We start from the raw sequence: 25880 nt of genomic DNA on the forward strand, positions 1-25880 counted from the left end.
ATGACTACATTTCCACAATTTTTATACCTCATCCTGCTTACAATAGCAGTGGTAGCTTGCAAAAACACGCCTAATGACGGCAAGGATTTTAACATAGAAATCTTTCCTAAAAAGAAAGAATACCACTTAGGTGACACCCTTGTGGTGAAAATCACACACCCAAAATTCAGTGAGGCAATTACCAAAACTTCTTTTCAATTTCATCAACAGCATTTAGAAGCTCAAGGTGATACTATCGTACTGCACGCTCTTCTGCCGTTAGGCAAACAGCAACTAAAAGTTACTGCTCATACTACTAACGGACAGCAGTACACCGTACAAAAACAACTATTGTTATTAGCTAAAGATGCTCCTAAAATCTATACATACAAAATCATCAATGAGTATGCACACGACAAGAAGGCTTATACACAAGGATTAGAATTCATAGGTGATACGCTTGTGGAAAGTACAGGGCAATACGGCGAATCATCTATACGCAAATGGAATCCGTTTACAGGGGAAGTTTATAAAAATGTACCTTTACAACCTTCATACTTTGGCGAAGGTGCTACTGTTTTTAAAGGTAAAATACTGCAACTCACTTGGAGAGAACAAGTAGGAATGGTATATGACAAAGATTTAAACTTTCAGAAGACCTTCACTTATGGCAAAAGTAAAGAAGGTTGGGGTCTCTGCCATAATGGAGAAGACAAACTCTACAAAAGTGATGGTAGTGAAAAAATTTGGTTACTCCATCCCGAAACTTATGCCGAGATTGATAGTTTACAACTCTGCACTAATAAATCGCTCTACACTTATGCTAATGAATTAGAATTTGCTAACGGAAAGATTTATGCCAATACTTTCCTAAAGGACGGCATAATGATTATCAATCCCGAAAATGGCGCTATTGAAGGTGTAGTAGATGTACGCGGACTTAAAAGCAAAGTAGAGCAAACTCCTGATGTGGATGTACTCAATGGCATTGCCTATCACCCTAAGCGTCAAACTTTTTTCATTACGGGTAAGAATTGGAGTAAAATTTTTGAAGTAGTTTTCTTACCTTCTAACAACTAAACAGTAACAACTATACTGCTCTTTCCATTGCCTTTCTTTTGTACCACTACTTTCACAGCAATGCGCTCTACCATTTCTTGTACGTGAGAGATAACCCCTACTTTCTTCCCTTGATTTTGTAGGCTCTCCAATGCATCTATGGCTACAGAAAGCGTTTCGGAGTCTAAGGAGCCAAAACCTTCGTCTATAAAGAGGGTTTCTACATTCATTTTAGTAGATGAGAGTGAGGAAAGTGCTAAAGCCAAAGCCAGAGATACTAAAAACGATTCTCCTCCTGAAAGTGAATAAACCGAGCGCACCTCAGCACCCATATCGTTATCTACTACCTGCAAACTTAAAGAATTAGGAATACGTTGCAAAGTGTAACGCCTATTGAGGTAGCGCATTTGTACATTGGCGTATTGCAAAAGCATATCAAGAGTATATTCCTGAGCGTACTTGCGGAATGTGCTACCTGTACTACTTCCTATAAGGTCGTTGAGCAAACTCCAGCGATGGGTGAGTTTTTCCTTTTCTTCTTTAGCTTTATGCAATGTTGCAGCGGTAGCGCGCTGCTGAGTATCAGTTAGAAGCCTGCTTTTTTGAGTAACTACAGCCTCGCGTAGTGTATCTTCTTCAGCTGTTTGAGCTGCCAATTGCTGTATGGTAGCTTCTTCTGTAAGGTCAAGTGGTCGTTTTTCTTTTAATTGTTCAAGAGCTTGCTGTTTTTCTGTAGCAATAGTATTGTATTGGGCTATGCGCTCGTTTAACGATTGAAGAGCTTGCCTTTCTGATTGTAACCATTCGTGAGAGCGATTTGCCCACTCTAGCATATTTCTTCTTATAAAGTCTATTTGCTCAGAAGGGTAAGCAGTAAGCCATTCTTCTATTGTAAGAGTTGCCTCAGTTATATGAGTTTGCGATTGCTGTTGTTGCGTTGTTAAGGTTTCTAAAGTCTTTTCATTAGCTGTCAGTTTTAGCAAAATAGCATTGTATTGCTGTTGGTTTTGCTCCAACCGAGATGTTAATTCATTTATTTGTTTCTCAAAAGTAGCCTCTACCTCTTGAGCCGATTTTCCTTCTAACAAATTGTTACGTTCTTCTTTCATTTTTTGCAACTGAATTTGCTCTTTAGTAATACGTTCTGTCAATTCAGTGAGTTCTTGCTGGAGCGCTTGAGCCGAAGAAGAAAGCTCTGTGCGCTCTTGTGTGAGTTCTGCAAGGCGTTTTTTGTATTTTTCGAGACAAGCCGAATGTGTTTCCCAATTGGTTTTAGCTGTGGTAACTTTATTTTGAAATTGTGCAATATCTGTTTGCCAAAGATTGAGCCAAGCAGCCGAAAGTTGCAAATTTTGCAACTGCTGAAAGTATTTCTGGCTTTGTTGTTCACAATTTTGAGTATCTTTTGCAAGAGTATTCAGTTCATCGGTGAGTGATTTGAGTTGGTTAAGCACTTCAAAAAGCGTTTCAGTTTCTGCTAAAAGGTGCTCTATTTCAGAAATTTTACTTGTGATATAAAGCTCTATTTCAGCAGTGGGATAAGTCATATAGTAATACACCGATTGCGTTAAGCGTTCGTACTCTTGGGTGTATAATGTTGCGTATTCAGCATTTTGTGTGGTTTGCTGTGCTATGCGTTTTTGCAGTTCTTTAAGCTCTATTTCTTTGGTAATTAAGTCTTTCGTAAGCGATTCTAAATGCTTTTTGGCATTGAGAAATTCTTGATATACCGTATTGATAAGATGTTCAGCGACAGCCTTGTGAGCATTGGGGTGGTGTAGCGACCCACATACAGGACAAGCCTCCCCCTCCACCAAATGTTCACGTAAAAAGGCAACATCTTTGGTATTTTCCATTTGTGCTTTTTGGTAGATACGCTCAGCAGTGTCACAAGCGATTTTAGCTTCTGCCTGAGCTGTTTGCAATTGTGTTATAGCCTCTTCTGTTTGATTTTGTGTATGTTGCAACTCCTGTAAGAGCGATGCTCCTTGTATTTTCTGCGTTTCATATTGCATCATTCGTTTTGCCACTTCTCTATCCGATTGATACATCTGCAAAGCAGTGAGATAATCCTTTTGTTGTTTGGCAAGTGCCTCTATATCAGTTGAGGGAAGATTTTCTATAGCGTATTGAGCTTTCAGATTAGAGAGTTGTTGTGTAAGGCGTTCTTCCGTTTGCTTGTAGGCAGTTAGTTTTTCGTTGAGCAGTTGCTGGTCGGTTGTGAGTTGCTCTAACCACAGCGCATTGCGGTACAATTGATCCTCATCGGGGTGAGTATTGATCCATTGTTCTTCAGTTTGAATGTAACTCTCCCCTTTTTGGATATGTTCCACTACTTTTTCAAGTTCGGTTTCTTTAGTTTGTAAAACAGATTTTTTAGTATTGTACTGTTGCTGATATTGCAATAGCGCATTTTGTTGTTCTGTGAAACGAATATCCAGTTCCTTTGCTTTAGCGATAGCAGGTTTGGCTATTTCATAAGTTCTTTTGGCTGTTGCCAAATCCTTTTCGATAGCCTCTTTATCACTGGAAATAAGAGCCTTATCGGTAATAAGTTGTTCTTTTTCTAAAGTAGCTTGCTCTAATTGTTGTGTGGTGAGTGCTAATTTTTCGCTTTCCTTTTGCTGGGTGAGGATATCCCCTTTTACAGCTTGCAACTGCTCCACCATTGCAAGTTGAGCAAAACGTTCTGACTGAGAGATTTTCTCCTGCTCGGCTATTTGTTTATTTTCAAGAGCCTCTTGCCATTGTTGTGTGTACAATTTCTGATTGTCAAACCACTGTTGTTGAGCTTTTAGAGAAGAAAGAGAGTTTTGCAGGTTTTTCAGTTTTTCTTCATCAGCAGCGAGTTGGGTAGATAGCGTAGTGCGTTCATCTTCCGTTAGGAAAGTAATGTTCTCAAGCTGTTTTTCTAAGAGTTGAAGTTCGTTTTTGTGTTGTTTATGACATTCGTGTATCTGTTTAGAGACGCGTGTATACACCTCAGTACCTGTGAGTTTCTCTAAAATATCCGAACGTTTATCGTCGTTTGCTTTTAAGAAAGAAGTAAAATCACCTTGTGCTAAAATCACCGATTTGGTAAACTCATCAAAAGTCAATCCCACGCATTCGCGAATCTTTTCGAGTACGAGTGTTTTGCGGTTTTCGGTAATTAAGTGATTATCAGTTAAGCAAGTGAGTTGCATTTTCTCGTTTTGGATAGCCCCCGAGAGTTTGTTGTAAGCGCGGCTCACCTGCCATTCAGCTTCGTAAATCTTGCTATCAACCGCCTGAAATACCACTTTGGCATAGCCCGAAACAGCCCCTTTGCGCAAGAGGTGTTTCACGTTGTTAGCCTTTACCTCTACCCCACTATCGGTTATAGCAACCGAGCTTTGAGTAGCTGCTAATCGAGGAGTATCGTTGTAAAGGGCGAGGCAAATAGCATCTAAAATAGTAGATTTTCCTGCACCTGTAGCCCCCGTAATAGCGAATAACCCCACCGATTTGAGGGGGTCAGCTTCCAAATTGAGGGTAAAAGGACCTTCGATTGAGGCGATATTATGGAGAGAGACGGAGAGTATTTTCATAAGAAAAAAACCTCCTTAAAGGGAGGTTTTTAGAAGTTGCTATGTTATTTCTGGAACTTAGCGTATTTGTTCTTAAACTTATCAATACGTCCGGCTGTGTCAATAAGTTTAGATTTACCTGTGTAGTAAGGGTGAGAAGTGCGAGAAATTTCCAATTTTACTAATGGATACTCAACCCCATCTACTTCAATAGTCTCTTTAGTTTCTACGGTAGACTTTGTGATAAAGATATCGTCGTTAGACATATCTTTGAAAGCCACCAAACGGTAAGATTCTGGGTGAATTTCTTTTTTCATTGCAATGTTAAATTTTTATTACGTAATTTTTCAGGGCGCAAAGGTACGATTATTTTTTAAAATGGCAAATTTTAAGAGACAGTTTTTAGAGGTTGGGGGTTGAGGCTTAAGAAACAGAATAAGGTAGAAATTTAAAAATCAATTGTTTATAAAATATTGTTTTATAAAGAATCTTAGAATATATTGATAAATATTGAACGTGAAAAAGCTGATAGCTAAGCTCTAAAACTTGCTAATTGACAAATTATTTGTATATTTGCACTTTACAATAGTTAGAAAACTAAATTAAATGAAAACAGAACAAGAATTAGCAGAATTTTACGAGCGATTGAAAAACGAACTTTTAGAAACAAGTTTGTGGCCTACTCGCTACCTCTATAAATTTATCATCCCTAAAGATGAGGATAAATTAGCGCAATTAGAGGATGTTTTTAAAAATACTGATGCCGAAATTACCACACGCCCTTCATCAGGCGATAAATACACAGGAGTTTCGGTGAGCCTCACCGTAAAAAATCCTGATGAGGTAATTGCTTTTTACAAAGAAGCAGGCAAAGTAGAAGGAATTTTATCACTATGACGACCTTAGAATACAATACCGAACGTCCGCATTTGCGCATACCTGAGTACGGGCGACACATACAAAAAATGATTGAAAAAGCGGTACTTTTAGAAGACCGCAATGAGCGCAACCGCACAGCTCGCAGCATCATCGCTGTAATGGGAAACCTATTTCCCCACTTACGCGATGTCCCTGACTTCCAACACAAATTGTGGGATCAATTGTTTATAATGTCGGGTTTTCAGTTAGATGTAGATTCTCCTTATGAGAAACCTACCCCCTCTACCCTACACAAGCACCCCGACCGCTTAGAATATCCACAACACCAACTCAAATATCGCTTTTATGGCAATATCATCCTTAGGCTCATCAACACTTGTGTGAAATGGGAAAAAGGCGATTTGCGAGAGGCTTTAGAATATTCTATCGCTAACCATATGAAAAAATGTTTCCTCACTTGGAACAAAGAAGCGGTAGACGATAGTGTGGTGTTTGAACACCTTTACGAATTGAGCAAAGGACGGATAGATTTGCGCAAAAGGAAAGAAGACCTTTGGGACAGCCAAGCGTTGATACGTACCAAAATGAACCTCACTCGCCGCTCTATACCGCAGCAGAACCAAAATCAACTTCATCAGCAACATCAACAAAACAAAAAAGTTTTTACTAATAAATTTAATAAAAAGAATAATAATGGGCGTATTTAAGATAGAAGGAGGACATACTCTTAAAGGAGAAATTACTCCACAAGGTGCTAAAAATGAGGCATTACAAGTGCTTTGTGCTGTTCTACTCACCGACCAAAAGGTTACTATTCACAACATCCCCGACATTCAGGATGTAAATAAACTCATTTCTTTACTCGAAAATTTAGGTGTAAAAATTCAAAAAGTAGGAAAAGGTTCTTATAGCTTTCAGGCAGATGAAGTGAATATCGATTACTTAAAATCAGAGTCATTTCATACCGAAGGGCAAGCCTTGCGCGGTTCTATTATGGTAGTAGGACCACTACTCACACGTTTTGGCGTAGGCTATATTCCTAAACCTGGGGGAGACAAAATAGGTCGCCGCCGCCTCGACACCCACTTCGATGGCTTCATTAAATTAGGAGCTCATTTTGAATACGATGAGAACAATTATACTTATAGTGTAGTAGCTGAAAAACTCCGTGGTACTTATATGCTTTTAGAAGAAGCATCAGTAACGGGAACCTCGAACATTATTATGGCTGCCGTATTAGCTGAAGGCACTACCACCATCTACAACGCTGCTTGTGAGCCTTATGTACAACAACTTTGCCGTATGCTCAATGCTATGGGGGCTGATATACAAGGTATTGGTTCTAACCTTATCACTATCAATGGAGTGGAACGCCTAAATGGTTGTACTCATACCATTCTGCCCGATATGATTGAAATAGGTAGCTGGATAGGGTTAGCGGCTATGACCCGCAGCGAGATTACTATCAAAAATGTGGGGTGGGAACATTTGGGTATTATGCCTACTATCTTCCAAAAATTAGGTATTACCTTCGAAAAGAAAAACGACGATATTCATATCCCTGCTCATACTAACGGCTATGAGATTCAGAATTACATTGATGGCTCTATCCTTACTGTAGCCGATGCCCCTTGGCCTGGTTTTACTCCCGACTTATTGAGCATTATACTTGTAGTTGCTACCCAAGCACGCGGCGAGGTGCTTATTCACCAAAAGATGTTTGAAAGCCGACTCTTCTTTATTGATAAGCTGATAGATATGGGAGCTAAAATTATATTATGCGACCCGCACCGCGCAACAGTTATTGGCAACGACTTCAAATCGCCTTTGCGCGCTACCCTAATGACTTCACCCGATATACGTGCTGGTATTGCCCTGCTCATCGCAGCCTTATCAGCCAAAGGTACTTCTACCATCTATAATATAGAACAGATAGATAGAGGTTATGAAAATATCGATGGACGACTCAAAGCATTGGGTGCCAACATTGTGAGAGTAAATTAGTAACGATAATTGATAGGTACAACCTAACAATTAGTTGGTACATACGTAATAAAAAATTAATCATTAACCATTAATCATTAGATAAAGTGGATTACAATTTTGACGAAGTAGTTTGTAGAAAACATACAGATGCCTTGAAGTTAGAGGCATTAGCTCCTCGCTGGGGGCGTACCGATTTGCTACCAATGTGGGTAGCTGATATGGATTTTAAAACACCTCCATTCATTGTAGAGGTGATGAAAAAACGTATGGAATGCGAAGTGTTTGGCTATACAGCCAGACCTGAGAGTTGGTATGAGGCTATTATCAGTTGGCAAGCACGCCGCCACCAATGGACGATTGCTAAAGAAATGATTTCATTCGTTCCTGGGGTAGTTCCTGCCTTAGCAATGGCTGTGCAAAGCTTTACCGAACGCGGTGAAAAAGTGATGATTCAGCAGCCTGTATACAATCCTTTTGCACAAGTAGTTCGTAACAATCATCGCGAATTAGTGAACTGCCCTTTAGACTTAAAAGATGGGCAATATCACATCAATTTTGAAGTGTTTGAAGAGAAAATAAAAGGATGTAAGCTCTTCCTCTTCTGCCATCCTCATAACCCTGGTGGACGTGTTTGGACTCGAGAAGAATTACAAAAAGTAGCTGCAATCTGCGCTCAAAACAACGTAATTATAGTAGCTGATGAAATCCACGCCGACCTTACCTTACCTCCATATCAGCACATTCCATTTGCTACTGTAAGCGAAGAAGCTGCACAAAACTCGGTAGTATTTGCCTCTCCGAGCAAAGCTTTTAATATGGCAGGTTTAGCAACTTCGTATGCCGTGATAGCCAACCCTACCTTACGCCGACGTTTTGAGAGCTATGTAGAGGGGAATGAGTTAGCCGCAGGAAACGTTTTTGCGTTCAACACTGTGGTAGCCGCCTATAACAAAGGAGAAGAATGGCTACAACAAATGCTCAACTATGTACAAGGGAATGTTGATGAAGTAATACATTACATTGAAAAATACATACCACAATTAAAAGTGATTGTACCCCAAGCTTCTTACTTAGTATTTATAGATTTCAGTGCATTACAACTCAGTCAGAAAGAAATTGTAGCCCTATGCACTGATAAAGCACACTTAGCCCTAAATGATGGAGCTATTTATGGGGAAGAAGGCAAAGGTTATATGCGCATAAATTTAGCTTGTCCGCGAAGTGTGGTAAAACAAGCTTTGATACAACTAAAAGAAGCGGTTCGGTCTATAAACTGATAATAAAAAAACGAGGTGTAAAAACCTCGTTTTTTTATTTATATCTTAATAACGATAAGTAAGACTCAGATTAAAATATCTTCCGTTACCACGTGCATACTCAGCATCTCGTGCTACCAACATAGAAGCAGGTGTATAATACACCTTATCGGTGAGGTTTTCAATTCCTAAAGCCAAAGAAAAAGACTTGTTGAAAGTATAACCTGCACTGAGAGAAAACAAGTCGATAGGATAAACAATTCCCTCTCCTTCAGTATATACACCTCGATTATCAGGAGAGAAGCGATCTCTACTACCTGTATGTAAGTAATTTACTTGAAGGTAACTATATTCAGTAGGTGTAACTCTTATATAAGCAGTTGCCTTAGGAGCAGGAATAGAAGTACCACTCATATAGCCATCCCAATCTCCATCTTCAGTAGATTTTTTCTTTCCTTCAAAAGAGATAAAACTTCCGCCAAGGGTAAGCCATTTAGTAGGAAAAATATCAGCATTTACTTCAAAACCATATACTTTTTGAGGGGTTCTATCTACTACCCAAAAACCACTTACTGATTTAAGATCACTACCGAGTTTTGAATAAGTATAGAAGTAAGAACCACTCAAATGAACATATTTGCTTAGCTCAGCATAAGCTCCGGCTTCATAATTTTCGGTTTTAACAGGCTCTGTATTGATTTTAGAAAGGACATCTGCTTTAGCAGCACGAAGGGTTCTTCCTAAATCAAAAATTGAAAAACCTTGTGAATAAGAGATGAAAGGCTGGAAATACTTGAATTGGTTGTAGGCAATCCCTATGTTAGGAGAAAGATTGTTGTAAGTAAGATCTCCTCCTTTTACATATACACGAGGATCGGTATTGCGGAGCCTGAGAACCTCATAATTAGGAACAGATACATCAATGTAATCATAACGCAAGCCTGCTTTGAGTACATAGTATTGGAAGAAAGTAGTTTTTGTTTGTAAGAAAGGAGCAGAATTATAAGAAGTGAGCTCAGGCATCCAATAACGACCATCTACTAGAGGCTGACTGGTTTTATCTATCAATACATCAGCACCATAGAGTAACTGAGTAAAAACATTTTCAGAAAATAAAAACTTAGAAGTTAGTTGGGTACGAATACCATATTTTTCACCTTTTACAGTTGCTTGCCCGCTACTGCTTTCCCAGCGTGGACTTCGAGCGTTGTGCTTGCGATAATCGAAAATAGCATATTGGTGTTGGGTAAAAGCACTTAACTCTAAATCAGTACGTTTAAAAATGTTATTGGAGTTGAATTTTATATAGGCGTTGTGATTATAGCGCATTCCTTCATCTTGAGCAGCAGGGTCTTTAGTATCATAAACTCCTATACGAGGGCGTTCTAGATATTTTCCTCCAGAAGCTACCAAAGGGGTGTTTTGCAAACTTTGATAGAAGTTATACATAGCTTCTACCTTGTTATCATCGTCAATCTGATAACCAAGTTTTACAAGTCCGTTGTAAGTACGCACATCTCCTAATCCATAGCGAGGAGATATATATTCACCTGTCCCATCAATAGCTGAACCTGTTTGGTTCATTGCCGCATCAACTAAATAAGAAAAGCCTTTGTAATTTCCATAAAATTGTTGATTAAAACGATAGCCAAAGCCTCTATTTTCTTTAAAAGAATCTCTTGCTGAAGCTCCTATAGTAGTTTGCCCACCGAAAATAACATTTTTAGGCGATTTTTTAGTTACAATATTCATTATTCCTCCTATGGCTCCATTTCCATAAATAGAGGTAGCCCCTTTTACTATCTCAATACGTTCTACAGCTGCTGGGTCAATAGAGCGAATATCGCGGTCTGTAGCACGTAATGGCGTAGATTGAGGAATACCATCAATCAATACGAGTATAGAGCGCCCTCGCAAATTTTGATAACGGTTGTTAGTTGTATTGGTAGAAAGTGACATAGCTGGTTCTATCATCCCAATAAGATGCGACATATCAGGCGCTATTTTTATAAACTGCTGTAGTTTCTTTTGGTCAATAATGGTTACATTCGCAACAGCATCCGTTTTCTTCTCTTTGATACGATTAGCCGTAATCACTACTTCCTCAAGTGATACAGTATCTTTTTTAGAATCAAGAGGGTCATTTTGTGCCATACTCATCGTAGCACATAACACCATAATAGGCAAAATGAGTTTTTTCATAAAATGATATTTAAGTTTTTCAGCGGACAAAAATACCACTTTATTTAGAATTAAACAAAATAATTTAACTATATTTTCTTAGGCTTCAAAATATCTATCATTACTGCAATGATAATGAGTAGCACTCCTATAATAAGATTCGTTGTAAGACTTTCTTGCTGGAATATCCAAATACTGATAGCTACTGCTACAATGGGTTCCATTACCCCAATGATAGCTGTAGGAGTAGAACCTATTATTCTGATAGCATAAATAAGGGTAATAATAGAGAACAAGGTAGTTACTATACCAAAACTTGTGAGTAGTAAACTCATCTTTACCTCGGGGATAGGAAGAGGAGTACCTATAACCCATAGTTTTACAAGAAAATAAACTGAAGAAAATAAGGTAGAATAAAACGATACTTTTATTCCTGAAGCCGATATTTTAGATTTATTGACAATAAGCATATAGAGTGCATACGAAATTGCCCCAAGTAGTGATACGCCTGCCCCTATATAGTTGATTGAAAAGTTTGTTACATCTTTTACACTGAGTAAGAAAACACCTATTAATACAACAATAAGGGCTATCATTGTGCGAAAGGTGATATGTTCTTTAAAGAAAACACCCAAAGCAAGTGCTACTATTAGCGGATACATAAAAAATATAGTAGAAGCAATTCCTGGGGAGAGTAAATCATAGGCAAGGAAGAGAAATTCTGCTGAAAGGGCGTATAGCAATCCTAAAACAAGAAAGATAAATACTTCGCGCGGGGTAATGCGCAGTGTCTCTTTTCGGTAGAAAAGATATCCCATAATAAAGACGCTTGTAGTAATAAAACGATAGAAAAGCGCTGCATCTACCGAAAAACCTTGCTGCTTGATAGGAATCATAAACAGCGGAATCATACCATAAGTAACCGCTGAAATAAAAGCTGCTAAATACCCTTTTACTACGTCTTTCATAGTGAGAATTAAAAGAGCTCCTTTACATAAGGATAATAGATAATACCAAGCACAATACTAACTGGTATCACAGCAAATCCTACACTTCCCGCAGCTACATCTTTGATAATCCCAATGGTTTTATGATGGTCGGGGTGAATAAAGTCGCAAAGTTTCTCAACGGCTGTATTGAGACCTTCTACTGACAGTACTATAGCAATACACAATAGTTGTACAATCCATTCATTGGTAGTAATGCCGAAACAAAAGCCTAAAATCACCCATACTAAAGAGATGGCAATATGTACCATCACAGGAGGTTCATTCTTTATTAAATAAAACAAACCTTGAAATACATATTGTAAGCTTTTGAGTCTTTTTCTTATAAATTCCATAATTTTGTATGCTGATTTATTTTTTAAATCGCATTCCGATAACGCCAAAGATAGCTTCACGGATAATGCTTTTATTCATTTTTGATTTTCCTTTAGTTCTATCGGTAAAGATGATAGGTACTTCAATGATTTTGAACTTCTTGAGGTAAGCACGATACTTCATCTCTATTTGAAAGGCATAGCCTACAAATCGGATAGTATTCAGGTCGATGCTCTCTAATACCCTTCGGTGGTAACACACAAAGCCAGCAGTAGGGTCTTTAATTTTCATTCCCGTAATTACCCTCACATAGATAGAAGCCCCATAGGATAACAAGATGCGTTGCAGGGGCCAGTTCACTACATTCACCCCTTTTACATAACGCGACCCAATTGCAACATCAGCACCTTGTTGGCAAGCCTCATAAAGCCGCAAGAGGTCAGCAGGGTTATGAGAGAAATCGGCGTCCATCTCAAAAATATATTCATAGTTGCGTGTTAATGCCCACTGAAATCCGTGAATATAAGCTGTACCTAAACCTTTTTTCTCGGTGCGTACCTCTAAAAAGAGTCGGTTAAGGTAAATATTTTGTAATTCGCGTACCTTATCGGCGGTACCATCAGGAGAATTGTCGTCTACAATGAGGATATGAAACTTATCATTTTGGGCAAATACTGCCTTTATGATAGCTTCTATATTTTCAATTTCATTATATGTAGGGATGACAATTAACAATTAACGATTAGCAATTAATAATGAACAAGGTGGAGATACACAAAAACTTTGCCAAAGTTGGTTGTAGCACAATAAGCTATCTCACTTTGGCAAAGTATTTTTTTTCAATTTAATAATTAATTACATATCTCCCATTTCTTTAGTAAGCTCAGCATTCATAGCGCGGTATACACCCGTTTCGAGTTTCTCGCGAATAGCTGAAAATGCTTCCAAAGTACGGTCGATATCTTCTTTACTATGCGAAGCAGTAGGAATAATGCGCAAGAGTATCATTCCTTTTGGAATCACTGGATAAACTACAATAGAAAGGAAAATACCATAGTGCTCACGTAGGTCGTTTACCATCGCCATTGCTTCAGGAATACTACCGTGCAAGAATACAGGCGTTACGCAAGTATTGGTATTACCGATATTGAATCCACGCTCTTTAAGTCCATTTTGCAAACGATTTACATTGTCCCATAACTTTTGTTGTAGTTCGGGCATTGTTTCCATCATTTCCAAACGTTTCAAAGCTCCTTTTACATAAATCATCGGAAGTGATTTAGCAAACATTTGAGAGCGGAGATTATATTTAAGATAATCTACGACTTTGGCATTTGCAGCTACAAAAGCTCCAATACCTGCCATTGATTTAGCAAAAGTAGAGAAATACACATCAATTTCATCTTGTATACCTTGGTGAACACCTGTTCCCTCACCACGAGGGCCTAAGGTACCAAAACCGTGAGCATCGTCTACTAAAAGGCGGAAGTTGTATTTCTTTTTAAGAGCTACAATTTCTTTAAGTTTACCTTGTTCGCCACGCATTCCGAAAACACCTTCTGAAATCACCAAGATACCACCTCCTGTAGTTTCAGCTAATTTGGCAGCACGCTCTAAGTTTTTCTCAAAGCTCTCCATATCATTGTGCTGATAGGTATAGCGTTTGCCAAAGTGCAAGCGTACCCCATCGATAATACAAGCGTGTGAATCGACATCGTACACGATAACGTCATTTTTTGTTACCAAAGCATCGATGATAGATACCATTCCTTGATAACCGAAGTTGAGCAAATAAGCAGCTTCTTTATGTACGAATTTAGCTAAACGTTTTTCGAGTTCTTCGTGCATTGTAGTATGCCCACTCATCATACGAGCTCCCATAGGGTAAGCCGCACCATACTCGGCAGCTGCTTCGGCATCTACTTTGCGCACTTCGGGGTGGTTTGCAAGTCCTAAATAATCGTTGATACTCCAGTTGAGGATTTCTTTTCCTTGGAATTTCATATGAGGACCTAATTCACCTTCTAATTTAGGGAATACATAATACCCCTCGGCGTGGTCTGACCAGCGCCCTATACTTCCTTTATTTGCATAAATATGCTCAAATAAATCTTTCATTCTTCTTTTTTATTTATTTTATTAATTGATAATTGTCAATTGTTATTCAATAAATCCTTGCTTTTTCATCCAATCGTCACTATAAATTTTGTTCATATAGCGCGAACCGTGGTCGGCGAGAAGGGCAACTACAATGCTGTTTTCGTCAAACTTACCTGCCTCGGCATATTGTTTTACGGCTTGCATAGCAGCCCCACTGGTATAACCCATAAAAAGTCCTTCAGTACGTGCCAATTCACGAGCGGTGAGTGCCGCATCTTTATCAGTTACTTTGATAAACTCATCAATAACATCAAAATTAGTAGCGGTAGGAATTAGGTTTTTACCCATTCCTTCTATTTTGTATGGATATACTTCGGCAGGGTCAAACTGACGAGTGTCGTGGTATTTTTTGATAGCTGAACCATAGGCGTCTACCCCCAATACTTGTACGTTAGAATTTTGTTCTTTGAGATAGCGCGCAATCCCCGAAATGGTACCTCCTGTACCACTACATACTACTACGTGAGTGATTTCCCCTTGGGTTTGTTCCCATATTTCACGACCGGTAGAAAGGTAATGAGCCTCAGGATTGAGCGGATTGAAATACTGATTGATATAGATAGAATTAGGAGTTTCGTTGTGGATGCGTTTGGCTACTTCGTAGTAAGAGCGAGGGTCATCGGGAGCAACATTTGAAGGACACAAATGCACTTCAGCCCCTAAGGCTTGTAGCATTTCCACTTTGTCGTGTGAAGATTTATCGCTAATTGCAATGATACAGCGGTAGCCTCTTAGGGCACTTATCATTGCCAAACTGTAGCCTGTATTGCCAGAACTAGTTTCTACAATAGTATATCCTGGTTTGAGAAGTCCTTTGCGTTCGGCATCTTCAACGATATATTTGGCTACTCTGTCCTTGGCAGAATGACCTGCGTTAAAGGCTTCGAGTTTAGCAAAATAGCGACCTTTAAGATTTTTGGTAATTTTGTGCAATTCCAATAGAGGTGTATTGCCAATGAGTTGTAGTAAGCTGCTATGTACGTTCAATGATTCGTTTATTTTCATTGGTTACTTGCTTTATTTTTGAGTGGCAAAAGTACGAATAATTTGTCAATTAGCAAATTTGTTGATTAGCAAATTTCTATGAGCCCTTGAAAGTTGAGTTTATAGGGTTCATCTTTATACAGAGGAAGGGTTTCATCGGTTGCATTAGAGAGTCCGACACCAGCGTAGAAAGTGCGAGCGTTATGTTTTTCGGCGTGTTTGCGCACCACTTCCATAAATACGATATCATACTCGGTAGGGTCGTCGCCATAAGGGACTGCACGGACAATGATGAAGTATTTTTGGTTGTTTTTATCTACACATACAAATTGAGGGTCGCGTTTGAGTTCACTATTCACTAATAGAAATTCCCATTGTAGTTCCTTTTGTAAGGCTTCACCTACAATGTTCATCGCTAAATTGTGGAGTTCTTGACCTGTAAGGGGCGTCATATTCACTTTTTCTTTATATAAGGTTGATCAATTTTTATTTTAGGATAATTTAAACGGGTAACCTTATACCCTTCTGTTGTTTTCTCTAATAGTACCTCATAGTTAGTATACCCTTCTTGAAATTCTCTATAAATTTTAAGAACTATGCCTTTTGAAGTCCTCACTGCATTCATCACCTCATCTAAAAAACCATCATTGTCACATAGTTGAAAAAATTGAAACATTTTTCTATTAATACCAAGTGAATTATTTTCCCCTATTGGTACTAATCCCTTAAAACCTGTATTTGTAATTAATATGGCAGGTTGATAAGGTTCACCGCAAAAAGTTAATCCATCATCATCTGATACAGGTGTACCATAATAGGCAGTTCTAAAAAATTGTATGCGTTCACCGTTGTCAAAGGTTTTATCAATCAGTTTATCAGTTGTTCTAAATACATTTCTTCCATCTACAATGAGAGAATCAGTATTATTCAACACTATTTTTATATAATGAAAGGCTGTACAATGATCTTTTGTGAAATTGTATAGGGTATCCGAAACTCCCACTATTGCTACCCACTTTGTATCAAGATCAGTACGTTTTTCTTTTAGAAAACCTTTATGGTTATAAATAGGAATTGAATCTCCTAACAAAAAAGCTTCTTTTTTATCTGGTAAAAAGATTAAATTCTTATTTTCATCAGGGAGATGCCAATCATAACGACTTACAAATTCACTATCTTCAGAAGCATCATTTCTCACTGATAAATCTTCCTCAGTGCATACAACTACTGTATCTTTTTCTACTGAAGTATCATCTCTATCAATGGAAGTAGTATTATGACAATTGAATAGCCATAACATAACTAAAAAATAAAATGCTTTCATAAGTTTACAACTAATAAATTATTGATTATCAAATTAATCAATTTTGTTAAAGTGTAGTAATAACTATTTTGCCAATTGTTCTAAACCATATACGATGAGGTCTTCTACTACTTTTTTAGTATCCTTAGTGAAAGTACCTGTAGGGCGATTGGCTATGATAGCATTGAGCGAAACAGCTTGGTGTCCTAAGAGTTTAGAAAGCCCATAGATGGCAGATGTTTCCATTTCGAGGTTCGTCATACGATGCCCATTGTGATTGAAGCTGTGGAGTTTATCATTGAGTTCAGGGTCTTGCACTGGCAAGCGTAACACACGTCCTTGAGGACCATAGAAGCCTGGAGCAGTACCCGTAATTCCCTCAAATACCTTATCGGTGAGGAGGCGTTTTTTGAGTTCTTGTCCGCAAGCAATGATATAAGGGCGTCCTTTGAGAGGATTCCAATTTGTATGAGCGATAAAAGCCTCTTCCATAGCAACTTCACGCACCTTAGGACTATCATTATACGAATGGAACATATTGTCCATACCTAATCCGTGAGAAGAGAGCACAAAACTATCTACAGGTATATCGGCTTGTAGAGAGCCCGAAGTACCAAAACGCACTATATTAAGCGAAGTGAGTTGCTCTTTAGGCTGGCGCGTGTGCAAATCGATATTAGCAAGGGCATCGAGTTCATTGATCACAATATCGATATTATCAGGACCTATACCAGTGGAAATCACAGTAAGGCGTTTGCCTTTATAAGAACCTGTATGGGTACAAAATTCGCGCTTTTGGGTGCTAAATTCTATATTGTCGAAATAAGCACTCACGCGAGGCACACGGTTAGGATCACCTACTAAAATAATAGTATCGGCGACTTGTTCGGGTCGCAAATTGATGTGATAAATACTACCATCAGGATTCAAAATAAGTTCAGATTCTTTAATCATAATTTATAGTTCTATTAATTTTTTAAGATATTGTTCTATCGCTGGACGGCATTCATTTTCAAATAGTTGTTCTAAAGTATGGATTTGTCCGTGTAATTCAGTAGGTACTTCTTCCAACACTTTATTGAGAATGATAAGTATTTCAGACTCACGTTTAGCATTGATTTGTGCAAACATCGTAGTCATTTTATGAGCGATTGCCTTGATACCTTTATAGTCTTGACGATCGGCAAGGAGTTTAAGTGTTTGTATATTCTCACTGCTTTCTTTCAAGAAATGTTCATAAATACCTATGATACCTTCGTGGTCGTCTCCCATAAAACTTTCTAATATTTCAGGGGTATAACCTCCTACTATATTATTGCTCACCATAATAGTTTTATGTTCTACTTCGGCATTGAGTTTAGGGAAGAAGATTTTCAGTTTTTGGTAGAACTGCTCAGGAGTGAATGGCTTAGGCAAAATGCCAGAGAAGCCACTCTTCATATAGAAACTTTCGGGAACGTCGCGTCGTCCTGTAATTGCTAATACAGGTAACGGATTGTTTTTGTACTGCTCGTTGAAGAGGGTTACAAAATGGAAACCATTCATTTCGGGAAGCTGAATATCAGTAATTACCAAATCGAAATTGAAATTTTCCATTTGTTCAAACGCTTCTTTACCATTGTTGAAAGTAATAGCATTGATGTGTTTTTGTTTTAGCAATTCTTCTATGAGTGAAAGGATGGAGAGGTCATCATCTATTACTATAATAGTAATTAAATCAGGATTCTTATCATTAGTGATAATTTGAGTAGTTTTGGTGCGCTCTACCACTTTCTCAGCCAAGAAGCGCAAAGTGAAAGTACTACCTTTATCCTCATAGCTTTCCAAATAAATTTTACCACGTAACAGATGTGCTAATTTTTGAGAGATGTGCAAGCCGAGACCTGACCCGCCATAACGTTTAGAAATTTCATCGTTTGCTTGGGTAAATTCATCAAAAATATGTTGTTGTTGTTCCTTTTTGATACCAATACCTGTATCGGTAACTGCAATACCTATTTCATATTCATCACCATTGAGCTGACGAGCATCGGCTTGTATATGCACTGTTCCGTGTTCAGTAAATTTAAAGGCGTTAGAAATAAGGTTGTACAATATCTGTTTGATACGATAAGCATCACTTGAGAAATTAAGATTATTTACAGTTTCGGAGAAACTGAGAGATAGGTTGATATCTTTCGTTTTATAAGCCGATTTCACATTATTGGCAACCTCATCGATAATTTCGGTAGTATTGAAAGGCACTTTTTCAATTGTAATTTTACCAGCTTCAATACGGGTATAATCCAAAAGCTCGTCTACCAATTTAGAGATGTATTCAGAAGAATACTTGATATGAGAAAGGTAATTTTGACCTTTTTCGGATATATTTTGTTTGCTGAGCAGTTCGGAATAGCCTACAATGGAGCTCAATGGCGTACGCAAGTCGTGGCTCACCATAGAGATGAGTTGTTCGCGGTTTTTGAGCAGATTGTTAGATTTCCTATTGGCAGTTTCTAAACGATGACGATAGCGTTGTGAATTAACAAAATCATTGATAATTACAATAGATGAGATCACTATAATTCCTAAAGCGACTAAGAAAGCTATCATCAGCAGATTTTTACTATTTTCAAAAATTTGTTTGCGTTCCAAGCTCAATTTTTGAGAATTAGCTAATACTTCTTCTTCAAAGTTATGTAGCAAGTCGTCTAATTTTCTTGAAATCTGGATATCATTCTGCCAGAGTTTTTGCATTTTTTCATTTATCTGGCTTTTAGATTCTTCGGTATCTTCATTTATTTTGTTTAGCAGTGAAAGTGTTTCTAATACGACCTTATCAAACTTAGTGTTTTTAAAGGTAGTAGGGATTTTTATATTTTTATATTTTTTTAGGATAGAAGCGATATCAGGAGGGGCTTTTTCAGGAGTTCTTCTTCTATAAGTTTCTTTGCTGTAAAGCTCATAGCCTAAGTAAGGTTCTAAACTTGAGAGTTTGCGTATAGCACTACGTATGATAATAGAAGTACTATCGGTTTCTTGAAAGGCTTTTAACTCTTGTATATTTTCACTTTTTAGGTTGAGCAAAGAGCGAATTGTATCTAGTGTGAAGACTTGTTTTTCGGAGCTAATATCACGGCGAAATTTAAGTATTTCTGTTTGTAAATAGACGTTCTTTTCTAAAAAGAGTTGCAAGGCTTCTCTATCGTCAGTACGCATAGCAATACGCCCTGCACTTTCGGTATCATTTACTAAAGAGAGGATTTTGCTAATTTGTATAATTTTATTTCTATCTTCTTGATTTATCTTTTCTTGATGGGATAGCTTTTGTATTTCTTTGAAGATTACATAGCCCGCTACTACCGACACTAAGAAAAGTAGTACATAACTTGCTATAACTTTAATAGTTATTTTATTTGTTTTCATCTTGAGTATTTAGTGTTGTGAACAGATATAAACTAACGCACAAAAGTACGTTTTTATTTTGTAATAAACAAATATTAATGTAAAAACTGTTCTAAAAGGTTAAGAAATACCTTTCAGAACAGTTTTATTATAAGATTTTGAAGAAGTTTTTCTACTTCAATTCAAAAGTAGCTTTTCTAGCTAATTGGCGAGCTCTTGGAGAATTTTTATCTACGCTATTATCCACTCCTTTGCCTTGAGCTGTGATGCGATTAGCATCAATACCTGCTTTTACAAGCAAGTTTTTCACAGCATCGGCGCGTTTTTGAGAAAGGGTAGTGTTGTAGTTAGTACCACCTAACTCATCAGCATAACCATTTACGGTGATGTGAGCATTAGGATTTTCTTTCATATACTTACCTACGAAGTCAATAGACCAAGAAGATGAAACTTGAGGTTCTGATGAATTGAAATCGAAGTAAGCACTGATATATCCTTTTCTAATAAGGTCGGCAGCTACATCTCCAGAGGCTACATCACTATCATTAGCTACTGCATTACCTGCTTTAGCTTGATAGTTGTCGTTTAGGTAGCTTTCAATCTCATCAGGAATGCGGTTACCATTAGCGTCATTCATTCTGTTTTGCTTGTTAGCTACTTCGCCTTTCAAATCGGCTACGTTGCTTTCTAGAGCAGCGATGCGTTGAGCTACATCCTCTTCTTGTTCGCGCATATCGGCGCCTGCCCAATCGGCGTGTTTGCCTTGTTTACCTATAGCGATATTCAAACCAGCAGTGAGGGTGAAGTGATTTCCTTGGAAACCTTTTTGACCATTAGCAGATTTGGTATCATAAGTAAGTTGTTGCTTGCTATTGATGTACATAGAGCCATCTAACAAGAAAGCGATACGATTAGAGATTCTCAATTGAGGTGTAAGACCAATAGTAAGGAATGCTATTTTATCGGCTTTAGAGATTGCGTCACTTTTTAGTTGAGAGTATCCTAAACCAGCGTGCAATAACAATCCTAAATCGCTTGTCCATTCTTCAAAACTCAACACGCGGGCTAAATTAGCAACTCCTTGTAAGTTTACATTCCAAATATTGGATTCGAAAGCAGGGCTATCATCATCATTTTTAAATACATCATAACCACCAGCCAAACGGATACCAAATTTATTGTTTGCCATATAGCGAACCCCTACATTAGCACTCCAGAAGTTGGGAGTACTTGTGCCATAACCAGCGGTGAAAGGAGTAGTGGCTTTGTTCACACCTCCGTTTACATCTACAGACCATCGGTTATAATCTACTTGTTGAGCTTGTACACCTAAAAAGGCTAATGAAGCTAAAGCGAGAATACTTTTTTTCATTCTTTTAAATAAGTAAATAAAATTATACAATAAAAACTGGGGCAAAGGTATGATTTAAATTTTAGTTACTCTTTAAAAAAGAAGAATATTAACAAAATATTAACATTTTATTAATGTTTATCTTTGTGTTTTAAAAGCATTCTTTCCAATGGAGTGATGGCGCTATCAATTCCTTCTTCGAAAGTTTTAAATTGTTTTTTCACGACAAGGCTTTCACCTGGTATATGTACTTTTACTTCCACTATTTTATTTTCTTTAGTGGTGGTATTATCCAACTTCAAATGTACGTCGGCTTCAATGATACGGTCGTAGAAATTATCTAACTTATCCAATTTTTTTTGGATGAACTCTACTAATTTGTGGTCGACTGTAAAGTCTACTGGGTGTACGTGTACTTTCATAATGTTTAGAAATTTTAAGGTTTAACAATTCTATTTATTATCATCCTCTTCTTTGCGGTCGGCTCTTGGATGGGCTTTTTTGTACTGTTTTTTGAGTTCTGCTAAACTTGTATTGGTGTATACTTGTGTAGAAGCCAAACTGGAATGCCCCAGTAATTCCTTAACAGTATTCAAATCGGCACCATTATCCAACAAATGGCTTGCGAAAGAGTGGCGCAATACGTGAGGACTTACGTCTTTCTTAGGTGTAACGGCGCTAAAGTACGAATTTATAATTCGATATACAAGGGTAGAATATAGTTTTTTACCATTTTTAACTAAGAATAAATAGTTTTGGCTTTTTTCGTTTGCTACTTCCTCTCTTAATTTTAAGTATTCTTTAAGTGTTTCTTCTAACTCTGGTATAATGGGGATATAACGTTCTTTATCGCCTTTACCTGATACTTTGAGTTGTTTTTGAGCTAAATCGACATCGGATAAGCGGAGATTTGCTAACTCGGAGCGTCGAATTCCTGTAGCGTATAACATTTCGATTACGGCTCTATCTCTGACTTCATCGAAAGAGCTTTTACTTGAGAAATAAGATAGTACTTTTTCTATTTCAGCTTCAGAAAAAGGTAACTTTTGCCTTTTTTCTGTTTTCAACAAGAAAATTCCTTTTTCAAATGGACTCACCTCTATTTGTTTTGTTTTCTTCAAAAAGGTGTAATAAGTTTTCAAAGCTGACAATTTCCGGTTGATGCTTCTAAAGGACATCTCTTGTTGGGATAGTTGTATAATCCACTTTTTGATATCCTCCTGATCTGCTCTTTCTAAAGGGCATTCCTCTTCCTTATCTTCATACTCACTTTTGATGAATTTCTCAAAAGCCCTTAAATCGTGCTTATAAGCTTCCACCGTATGAATAGAATACTTCATTTCTATTGAAAGATAAATGATAAAGGCATTGATTGACATAGCTTCATTTTTTTGTTGATTAAATAAAAAGATATAATCCTAAGCAGAGTAATACTCTTTTTATCACATAGCAAAATAACTAATTATTCTTGGAACAAAGAGTTAAATAAATGTTAAATTTTCAAATATAAAGTTAAGTATTTTGTTTAACCCTATAAATGAGATAGTTATATTGCTATTTTTTCATCCTCAATCCCGCAGAATCCTTTTCATTTCTCCTAATTTCTTTAATTTCAGTGAAGATGTTAGTTTTCATAGGCAAATGTACAAATAATATTTTTATCTACAAAATAAAATTCACTAAAACACCTATTATTATTTTTTAACGAGTATTTTCTTATTTATTTAGAAGCCTTTCTTTTTCTTTACGGATTTGTATCAAACGATAGTTTTCAGTAGGTATAGGATACGCTGAAAGTTTGTGTTTTTCTAAGAAACTTTTGAGTTCATTTACTATACTCTGTGCTGAATAAGCATCGCGTATTTTATGTATTACCCACCAAGTTTCGTTGGCGTTGTAGATATCGGTGGAGAGAGTGAGAACTTCCGAAATGGCTTTTAGCTTTTCGGTGAGAGTTTCTTTTAATTTTTCACGCATTTCGGGGGTTGTGCCTGTAATCACTACCTTCCATAAAGTAGCTTTATCATCGGAGATATATTCCTCATTAGCAACATCCTTCAGTTCTTCCAACAAATTTTTTGCTTCTTCACTTTCGGCAGTAGCAGGATAGTTAGTTGCTATCTGTTGCAACTGAGCCTGATAAGGAGCTAATCCTTCTAAGCGAGCTGTAGTTTTAGCCTGCAAAAGAGCTATTGCAGGAGCTGCTGCCGTTTCACGATACTGCAATCCTTCTTCTTGCAATCGGCGAGCGGTTTCTATAAATTCACCTCTATTATACTGAGCAGTAAGGCTATCCACAAACACTTGAGCAATTTTGTTGCGTTCGTGCTGGGTAGTTTCTCCTCCTTGCAAAAGTTTTGCATAATCGGTATTAGGATAATTCGCTAACAGACGACTTTTTGTAGTTTCAGCTTTAGAGTTGTGAGTATCAGTATAGTTCTTTTGCAATTCATAAAGGGCTGCAGCTTCAATTTCAGGGGTAGGATTGCTGGCAAGCACACGCTCCAAACGCTGAATAGCCAATTCATTCTCTTTGAACTTAGCTCGATAAAGGACACCTAATTGGTAGAGCGCCTCGTTGCGATTGGCTGACAATTGGTTGATTTCAGTTTCTGTTTTAGGGAGTTTAGCCAGATAGCTATCAGGGGTTTCGACTTGCTTTTCTACAGTTTTTGTTGTAGTTGTTGAGGCTGTAACATTGGCTACTACCCCACTCCCCACTGATGACCAACGCCAATTATCTTCTAACTTTCTATCACCCCAATACTGTTCAAACTGCTGTTTGCCATACGCTACACTCATAGGGTTGTAGAAATAGAATTTACCGCCTTTTTCTGGAGCAACATCAGGAGTAGAAAATCCCATACCTGTATTTTTAACTTTGCTTGTTTGCTCTTTTTGAGTGCGCAATGCTGCTATTTGCTGCATAGAGTCGATATGCTTTTGGTAATAGGCACGACGTTCGGTTTCAGGCATACGGATTACTTTTAGCACACTGTCGTTTTTTCTTACAACGTACTCTAATTCAGCTATTTTAGCTAAATTATCTCTTTTTCGACGCACATATAAGTGTTCAAAAGTATTTTCGGGGATATAGGTAAGGGTACTATCCAAATGTTGATAAGCCCCTATGTAGTCTTTTTGATCAAAAAATAATTCGGAAAGACGTGTATGTGCTTTTGCTTTTAGCGGATTATTGTCTTTATTATTATGCAAAGACTGACGATAGTAATCGGTAGCAACTATTTTCTGGTCGTTTTTCAACAATTCGGCGTGAGTATAGTAAAGTACATCGAGGTAGTTTTTGTGTTCATAACGATTTTCGAGTTTACGCAAATAGGCTAAAAACTCTGCTTTTTCTTCGGGAGTGAAAGTTTTGTTACGTGCTTTACCTGCTTGAGCTTCTACCCATAATTTACGCGGAATTTTCCAATTCTGTTTTACAACTTTCTCAAAAGCTACCTCAGCTGAATCTTTTTGATGTTGTTTTTCATAGAGTTGTGCAGCGATGAAATAGTAGCGACCACGCAATGCTTTGTTACGTGTGTATTTACCTGCATTATAGAGAGCATCGGCTGCTTGGGGGTATTGTTCTTGATTGATATAAGCCTGCCCTAAAGTAGCATAAGCCTCTGCCCTATCATTGCGACGCAATTTAGGATTTTCTTTTAGAAACTCGGTGAGTTTTTCAATCGCTATTTTGTCTTTACCAAGGCGAAGATTAGTTTTTTGTGCCCATACAGCAGCTTCGGGGATGCGTTCACTTTTACCATAATTGGTAAGCAAGTGATTGAATGCCTCTAAAGCAGGGAAGAAACGCTCGTCGTAATAACGCGCTTTTCCCAAAAGCATATAAGCATCGTCTATTTTATAGTTGCGTTGCACCCCTTTGAAGACCATAGAGTGACGCTGGATAGTTTTGATTGCTTTATCTTCAGCACGCTCGAAATTAGGATTTCCCATTCCATCTAACTGCACCTTACCACTGAGCCCAATAGGTTCCACTGGCAAGACTTCACTAAAGTTATCTTGGTACTTTTCGCGCAGTTCGTTAAGCCCTTTAGCATACGCCTCTTCACCATTGAAAAGCACATTGTACTTAGTAACTATAGGCTGCATTTGGCGGTTGTAGTAGGTGTTAGCATTAGGGGTACAAGCTATTACAAGCCCTATAAAAACCCCTACAAAGGTGCTATATAATAAGATTTTTTTCATTATATTTAGTGCTGTAAGAATGGGCGAAGATACTACTTTTTTTGTAAAGTATGAAATCTTTAACACTAATTTAACGTGAATTTAATATCAGGAATATCATAAGATAAACTTTCTAAAGTCTCCCATGAATTTCACGAATTTACAACTATATAAAAACTCTTTACTTTACATTATCTCACAAATTTTCTCCTGACGGTGAATTATTTTGGGAATATTATGTGATTTAGCGCTGTAAATCAATATTCTGTTGTATCAAATCAAGATTAAAATAGG

21 protein-coding genes are annotated in these 25880 nt (G+C 37.6%); 5 read left to right on the forward strand and 16 right to left on the reverse strand.

The window, feature by feature from the left end; genetic code table 11:
• Complete coding sequence (locus tag CGC57_RS02520; RefSeq protein WP_095897830.1) at positions 1-1059, forward strand: glutaminyl-peptide cyclotransferase; 1059 nt, start codon at positions 1-3, stop codon at positions 1057-1059.
• On the opposite strand, the gene CGC57_RS02525 is transcribed toward CGC57_RS02520, so the two are convergent.
• Both CGC57_RS02525 and CGC57_RS02530 read right to left on the reverse strand, forming a co-directional pair.
• Positions 1056-4607: an AAA family ATPase gene (locus CGC57_RS02525; RefSeq protein ID WP_095897831.1), complete on the reverse strand. Its 3552-nt coding sequence runs from the start codon at positions 4605-4607 to the stop codon at positions 1056-1058. The two genes, CGC57_RS02520 and CGC57_RS02525, sit on opposite strands and share 4 nt — an antisense overlap.
• 44 nt (positions 4608-4651) lie before the next feature.
• On the reverse strand, positions 4652-4903 hold the full coding sequence (locus tag CGC57_RS02530; protein WP_002680810.1) for a type B 50S ribosomal protein L31: 252 nt from the start codon (positions 4901-4903) through the stop codon (positions 4652-4654).
• Between the two features lie 289 nt (positions 4904-5192).
• Here CGC57_RS02530 and CGC57_RS02535 point away from each other — a divergent pair, with 289 nt between their 5' ends.
• From CGC57_RS02535 to CGC57_RS02550, 4 genes are all read left to right on the forward strand, one after another.
• Positions 5193-5483 carry a DUF493 family protein gene (locus tag CGC57_RS02535; protein WP_095897832.1) on the forward strand — a complete coding sequence of 97 codons (291 nt, stop codon included), beginning with the start codon at positions 5193-5195 and terminating at the stop codon, positions 5481-5483.
• Entirely contained in the window at positions 5480-6172 is a 693-nt protein-coding gene (locus tag CGC57_RS02540) for a DUF4290 domain-containing protein (protein ID WP_095897833.1), read from the forward strand. The genes CGC57_RS02535 and CGC57_RS02540 overlap by 4 nt, the downstream gene beginning before the upstream one ends.
• Positions 6159-7469 carry a UDP-N-acetylglucosamine 1-carboxyvinyltransferase gene (murA, locus tag CGC57_RS02545; RefSeq protein ID WP_095897834.1) on the forward strand — a complete coding sequence of 437 codons (1311 nt, stop codon included), beginning with the start codon at positions 6159-6161 and terminating at the stop codon, positions 7467-7469. The genes CGC57_RS02540 and murA overlap by 14 nt, the downstream gene beginning before the upstream one ends.
• Before the next feature lie 86 nt (positions 7470-7555).
• Complete coding sequence (locus tag CGC57_RS02550) at positions 7556-8728, forward strand: MalY/PatB family protein (protein WP_095897835.1); 1173 nt, start codon at positions 7556-7558, stop codon at positions 8726-8728.
• Positions 8729-8773: 45 nt separating this feature from the next.
• Here CGC57_RS02550 and CGC57_RS02555 read toward each other — a convergent pair whose 3' ends face one another.
• From CGC57_RS02555 to porW, 14 genes are all read right to left on the reverse strand, one after another.
• A complete protein-coding gene (locus CGC57_RS02555; protein WP_095897836.1) occupies positions 8774-10909 on the reverse strand; it encodes a TonB-dependent receptor in 2136 nt (711 codons plus the stop codon).
• Positions 10910-10977: 68 nt separating this feature from the next.
• Positions 10978-11856, reverse strand: coding sequence for a DMT family transporter (locus CGC57_RS02560; protein WP_095897837.1), 879 nt, complete (start codon positions 11854-11856; stop codon positions 10978-10980).
• A gap of 8 nt (positions 11857-11864) precedes the next feature.
• Positions 11865-12230 (reverse strand): diacylglycerol kinase family protein, encoded by a 366-nt coding sequence (locus CGC57_RS02565; RefSeq protein ID WP_095897838.1) that lies wholly within the window; start codon positions 12228-12230, stop codon positions 11865-11867.
• A gap of 16 nt (positions 12231-12246) precedes the next feature.
• Positions 12247-12945 (reverse strand): polyprenol monophosphomannose synthase, encoded by a 699-nt coding sequence (locus CGC57_RS02570; RefSeq protein ID WP_095897839.1) that lies wholly within the window; start codon positions 12943-12945, stop codon positions 12247-12249.
• Between the two features lie 120 nt (positions 12946-13065).
• Entirely contained in the window at positions 13066-14328 is a 1263-nt protein-coding gene (gene capB, locus CGC57_RS02575) for a cysteate-C-fatty acyltransferase (RefSeq protein ID WP_095897840.1), read from the reverse strand.
• 42 nt (positions 14329-14370) lie between these two features.
• Positions 14371-15375 (reverse strand): cysteate synthase, encoded by a 1005-nt coding sequence (gene capA, locus CGC57_RS02580; RefSeq protein ID WP_095897841.1) that lies wholly within the window; start codon positions 15373-15375, stop codon positions 14371-14373.
• 65 nt (positions 15376-15440) lie between these two features.
• A complete protein-coding gene (locus CGC57_RS02585; protein ID WP_095897842.1) occupies positions 15441-15806 on the reverse strand; it encodes a DUF8840 domain-containing protein in 366 nt (121 codons plus the stop codon).
• A gap of 2 nt (positions 15807-15808) precedes the next feature.
• On the reverse strand, positions 15809-16678 hold the full coding sequence (locus CGC57_RS02590; RefSeq protein ID WP_095897843.1) for a hypothetical protein: 870 nt from the start codon (positions 16676-16678) through the stop codon (positions 15809-15811).
• Positions 16679-16741: 63 nt separating this feature from the next.
• Positions 16742-17611, reverse strand: coding sequence for a nucleoside phosphorylase (locus CGC57_RS02595; protein WP_095897844.1), 870 nt, complete (start codon positions 17609-17611; stop codon positions 16742-16744).
• A 3-nt stretch (positions 17612-17614) separates the two neighbouring features.
• Complete coding sequence (locus CGC57_RS02600; protein ID WP_095897845.1) at positions 17615-20062, reverse strand: hybrid sensor histidine kinase/response regulator; 2448 nt, start codon at positions 20060-20062, stop codon at positions 17615-17617.
• A 151-nt stretch (positions 20063-20213) separates the two neighbouring features.
• Positions 20214-21413: an OmpA family protein gene (locus CGC57_RS02605; protein ID WP_095897846.1), complete on the reverse strand. Its 1200-nt coding sequence runs from the start codon at positions 21411-21413 to the stop codon at positions 20214-20216.
• 110 nt (positions 21414-21523) lie between these two features.
• Positions 21524-21814, reverse strand: coding sequence for a ribosome hibernation-promoting factor, HPF/YfiA family (gene hpf / locus CGC57_RS02610; RefSeq protein ID WP_002682031.1), 291 nt, complete (start codon positions 21812-21814; stop codon positions 21524-21526).
• Positions 21815-21844: 30 nt separating this feature from the next.
• Positions 21845-22771: a tyrosine-type recombinase/integrase gene (locus CGC57_RS02615; RefSeq protein WP_002682034.1), complete on the reverse strand. Its 927-nt coding sequence runs from the start codon at positions 22769-22771 to the stop codon at positions 21845-21847.
• 337 nt (positions 22772-23108) lie between these two features.
• The gene (porW, locus tag CGC57_RS02620; RefSeq protein WP_095897847.1) at positions 23109-25607 is read right to left on the reverse strand and encodes a type IX secretion system periplasmic lipoprotein PorW/SprE; all 2499 of its coding nucleotides are present in this window, start codon (positions 25605-25607) and stop codon (positions 23109-23111) included.
• Positions 25608-25880 lie beyond the last annotated feature (273 nt).

This window comes from Capnocytophaga sputigena, from assembly GCF_002302495.1.
Taxonomy (GTDB): Bacteria; Bacteroidota; Bacteroidia; order Flavobacteriales; family Flavobacteriaceae; genus Capnocytophaga; species Capnocytophaga sputigena.

What these genes read in the sequence shown, in the direction of transcription:
- CGC57_RS02605 (WP_095897846.1), bottom strand. Translation starts at nt 21,413, where the DNA reads ATGAAAAAAAGTATTCTCGCTTTAGCTTCATTAGCCTTTTTAGGTGTA.
- CGC57_RS02615 (WP_002682034.1), bottom strand. Translation starts at nt 22,771, where the DNA reads ATGTCAATCAATGCCTTTATCATTTATCTTTCAATAGAAATGAAGTAT.
- CGC57_RS02535 (WP_095897832.1), top strand. Translation starts at nt 5,193, where the DNA reads ATGAAAACAGAACAAGAATTAGCAGAATTTTACGAGCGATTGAAAAAC.
- CGC57_RS02585 (WP_095897842.1), bottom strand. Translation starts at nt 15,806, where the DNA reads ATGACGCCCCTTACAGGTCAAGAACTCCACAATTTAGCGATGAACATT.
- CGC57_RS02595 (WP_095897844.1), bottom strand. Translation starts at nt 17,611, where the DNA reads ATGATTAAAGAATCTGAACTTATTTTGAATCCTGATGGTAGTATTTAT.
- capB (WP_095897840.1), bottom strand. Translation starts at nt 14,328, where the DNA reads ATGAAAGATTTATTTGAGCATATTTATGCAAATAAAGGAAGTATAGGG.
- CGC57_RS02520 (WP_095897830.1), top strand. Translation starts at nt 1, where the DNA reads ATGACTACATTTCCACAATTTTTATACCTCATCCTGCTTACAATAGCA.
- murA (WP_095897834.1), top strand. Translation starts at nt 6,159, where the DNA reads ATGGGCGTATTTAAGATAGAAGGAGGACATACTCTTAAAGGAGAAATT.
- hpf (WP_002682031.1), bottom strand. Translation starts at nt 21,814, where the DNA reads ATGAAAGTACACGTACACCCAGTAGACTTTACAGTCGACCACAAATTA.
- porW (WP_095897847.1), bottom strand. Translation starts at nt 25,607, where the DNA reads ATGAAAAAAATCTTATTATATAGCACCTTTGTAGGGGTTTTTATAGGG.
- CGC57_RS02555 (WP_095897836.1), bottom strand. Translation starts at nt 10,909, where the DNA reads ATGAAAAAACTCATTTTGCCTATTATGGTGTTATGTGCTACGATGAGT.
- CGC57_RS02590 (WP_095897843.1), bottom strand. Translation starts at nt 16,678, where the DNA reads ATGAAAGCATTTTATTTTTTAGTTATGTTATGGCTATTCAATTGTCAT.
- CGC57_RS02525 (WP_095897831.1), bottom strand. Translation starts at nt 4,607, where the DNA reads ATGAAAATACTCTCCGTCTCTCTCCATAATATCGCCTCAATCGAAGGT.
- CGC57_RS02540 (WP_095897833.1), top strand. Translation starts at nt 5,480, where the DNA reads ATGACGACCTTAGAATACAATACCGAACGTCCGCATTTGCGCATACCT.
- CGC57_RS02560 (WP_095897837.1), bottom strand. Translation starts at nt 11,856, where the DNA reads ATGAAAGACGTAGTAAAAGGGTATTTAGCAGCTTTTATTTCAGCGGTT.
- CGC57_RS02600 (WP_095897845.1), bottom strand. Translation starts at nt 20,062, where the DNA reads ATGAAAACAAATAAAATAACTATTAAAGTTATAGCAAGTTATGTACTA.
- CGC57_RS02530 (WP_002680810.1), bottom strand. Translation starts at nt 4,903, where the DNA reads ATGAAAAAAGAAATTCACCCAGAATCTTACCGTTTGGTGGCTTTCAAA.
- CGC57_RS02565 (WP_095897838.1), bottom strand. Translation starts at nt 12,230, where the DNA reads ATGGAATTTATAAGAAAAAGACTCAAAAGCTTACAATATGTATTTCAA.
- capA (WP_095897841.1), bottom strand. Translation starts at nt 15,375, where the DNA reads ATGAAAATAAACGAATCATTGAACGTACATAGCAGCTTACTACAACTC.